Genomic DNA, 3022 nt, shown 5'->3' on the forward strand with positions numbered 1-3022 from the left:
AGACCCGATGACTGCGGGAAGCCTTTGCGGCTCAAATCTGAGATGTTGACGGTGGAGTAGTCAGCAACGGAGGCGAGTCATGTCGAATGTGGCGAAGTATATCGGGCTGGATGTGCACAAGGCGACCATCGCGGTCGCGGTTGCGGAAGGCGGGCCCGGAGGCGAGGTCCGCTTCGTCGGTACCGTAGCCAACGATGACGATGAGGTCAGGAAGCTGGTCAAACGACTGGCAACACCAGGCGCGACGCTGAGCTTCTGCTACGAGGCAGGGCCTTGCGGCTACGGGTTGCAACGGTTGCTGATCAAGCTCGGGCAGCCGTGTATCGTGATCGCACCGTCGATGATGCCGAGACGGCCCGGCGACCATGTGAAGACGGACCGGCGAGACGCGATGACGTTGGCGCGCCTGTTGCGGGCGGGGGAACTGACGGCGATCTGGGTGCCGGATGAGGCACATGAGGCGGTGCGCGATCTAATCCGCGCGCGACGCAGTGCCCAGGAAGATGCGACTGCAGCCAAACAGACTGTCCGTAGCTTCCTCCTTCGGCATGATCGTCGTTTTGAAGGACGGTCTGCATGGACGAAAATGTATTGGCGCTGGCTATCGGAACAGCGCTTTGATTATCCGCATCAACAACTGGCGTTTGAGGAGCTTCAGAAGCGGGTGCTGGAAGCGCAGGCCCGCGTCGTCCGTCTCGAGTCCGCGCTCGGCGAGGCGGTAGCGTCGTGGCATTTCGCCCCATTGGTGCGCGGACTTCAGGCCTTGCGCGGCATCAAACTGGTCAGCGCTGCCACGCTGGTGGCCGAGGTCGGCGACCTTACCCGCTTTGATAATCCCAAGCAGCTGATGGCATATGTCGGCCTCGTGCCCTCCGAGCACTCCAGTGGCGCGCGTACCCATCGCGGTCGCATCACCCGTGCTGGGAATGCGCAGGCACGCACCACGCTCGTCGAGGCAGGCTGGTCGTACCGGCTGCCGGCGCGCGAGGAGCGGCGCTACCGGGAACGCGTCGCCGATCTGCCGGAGGAGGTTCAAGCTATCGGCTGGAAAGCCCAGATGCGACTATGTCAGCGTTTCCGTCGATTGTCGGCGACAGGTAAGCCGCAACCGAAGGTGACGACCGCGATCGCGCGCGAACTGGTCGGCTATGCCTGGGATATCGCACGCCGGATGGCGCCTGCGATGGCCAACTAATTTCGCCTGTGGCGACAATAAGAGGAGGCGCCAGCGCATCAGCTGCATAGCCTTGGCCGGCGTGCCGCGGGCACCCGACTGTGATGGGCAATCCACGGTGTACGGTGGGGCAGGTTCGTCCGATGCCCGAGCTTAGACGGAGGATAGGCCCAGCGACGGATACGGGTAGTGCGGTGACCAATCCGCGGATGAGAGCTTGATCAATCGTCGTCGATCAGGAGTCCGCGGCACACCCGCCAAGGTTCAAACAGTCGCTGGCGTTGACGTCAGCGGAGGAGTAAACTCGGCCAACATCTCAGATGGCAGTCATGAGAGACCCGATGACTGCGGGAAGCCTTTGCGGCTCAAATCTGAGATGTTGACGGTGGAGTAGTCAGCAACGGAGGCGAGTCATGTCGAATGTGGCGAAGTATATCGGGCTGGATGTGCACAAGGCGACCATCGCGGTCGCGGTTGCGGAAGGCGGGCCCGGAGGCGAGGTCCGCTTCGTCGGTACCGTAGCCAACGATGACGATGAGGTCAGGAAGCTGGTCAAACGACTGGCAACACCAGGCGCGACGCTGAGCTTCTGCTACGAGGCAGGGCCTTGCGGCTACGGGTTGCAACGGTTGCTGATCAAGCTCGGGCAGCCGTGTATCGTGATCGCACCGTCGATGATGCCGAGACGGCCCGGCGACCATGTGAAGACGGACCGGCGAGACGCGATGACGTTGGCGCGCCTGTTGCGGGCGGGGGAACTGACGGCGATCTGGGTGCCGGATGAGGCACATGAGGCGGTGCGCGATCTAATCCGCGCGCGACGCAGTGCCCAGGAAGATGCGACTGCAGCCAAACAGACTGTCCGTAGCTTCCTCCTTCGGCATGATCGTCGTTTTGAAGGACGGTCTGCATGGACGAAAATGTATTGGCGCTGGCTATCGGAACAGCGCTTTGATTATCCGCATCAACAACTGGCGTTTGAGGAGCTTCAGAAGCGGGTGCTGGAAGCGCAGGCCCGCGTCGTCCGTCTCGAGTCCGCGCTCGGCGAGGCGGTAGCGTCGTGGCATTTCGCCCCATTGGTGCGCGGACTTCAGGCCTTGCGCGGCATCAAACTGGTCAGCGCTGCCACGCTGGTGGCCGAGGTCGGCGACCTTACCCGCTTTGATAATCCCAAGCAGCTGATGGCATATGTCGGCCTCGTGCCCTCCGAGCACTCCAGTGGCGCGCGTACCCATCGCGGTCGCATCACCCGTGCTGGGAATGCGCAGGCACGCACCACGCTCGTCGAGGCAGGCTGGTCGTACCGGCTGCCGGCGCGCGAGGAGCGGCGCTACCGGGAACGCGTCGCCGATCTGCCGGAGGAGGTTCAAGCTATCGGCTGGAAAGCCCAGATGCGACTGTGTCAGCGTTTCCGTCGATTGTCGGCGACAGGTAAGCCGCAACCGAAGGTGACGACCGCGATCGCGCGCGAACTGGTCGGCTATGCCTGGGATATCGCACGCCGGATGGCGCCTGCGATGGCCAACTAATTTCGCCTGTGGCGACAATAAGAGGAGGCGCCAGCGCATCAGCTGCATAGCCTTGGCCGGCGTGCCGCGGGCACCCGACTGTGATGGGCAATCCACGGTGTACGGTGGGGCAGGTTCGTCCGATGCCCGAGCTTAGACGGAGGATAGGCCCAGCGACGGATACGGGTAGTGCGGTGACCAATCCGCGGATGAGAGCTTGATCAATCGTCGTCGATCAGGAGTCCGCGGCACACCCGCCAAGGTTCAAACAGTCGCTGGCGTTGACGTCAGCGGAGGAGTAAACTCGGCCAACATCTCAGATGGCAGTCATGAGAGCGTA

The 3022-nt window shown here is 62.8% G+C and carries 2 protein-coding genes; both read left to right on the forward strand.

Features of this window, described 5'->3' with window-relative positions; translation table 11 throughout:
- Positions 1–79: 79 nt before the first annotated feature.
- On the forward strand, positions 80–1195 hold the full coding sequence (locus tag MF610_RS18895; protein WP_242201896.1) for an IS110 family RNA-guided transposase: 1116 nt from the start codon (positions 80–82) through the stop codon (positions 1193–1195).
- Between the two features lie 392 nt (positions 1196–1587).
- Positions 1588–2703: an IS110 family RNA-guided transposase gene (locus tag MF610_RS18900; RefSeq protein ID WP_242201896.1), complete on the forward strand. Its 1116-nt coding sequence runs from the start codon at positions 1588–1590 to the stop codon at positions 2701–2703.
- Positions 2704–3022 lie beyond the last annotated feature (319 nt).

Origin of the sequence: Sphingomonas hankookensis, from assembly GCF_022664465.1 — a bacterium.
Classification (GTDB): domain Bacteria; phylum Pseudomonadota; class Alphaproteobacteria; order Sphingomonadales; family Sphingomonadaceae; genus Sphingomonas; species Sphingomonas hankookensis.

Coding starts and splice junctions, on each gene's coding strand:
- MF610_RS18900 (WP_242201896.1), top strand. CDS start 1,588: ATGTCGAATGTGGCGAAGTATATCGGGCTGGATGTGCACAAGGCGACC.
- MF610_RS18895 (WP_242201896.1), top strand. CDS start 80: ATGTCGAATGTGGCGAAGTATATCGGGCTGGATGTGCACAAGGCGACC.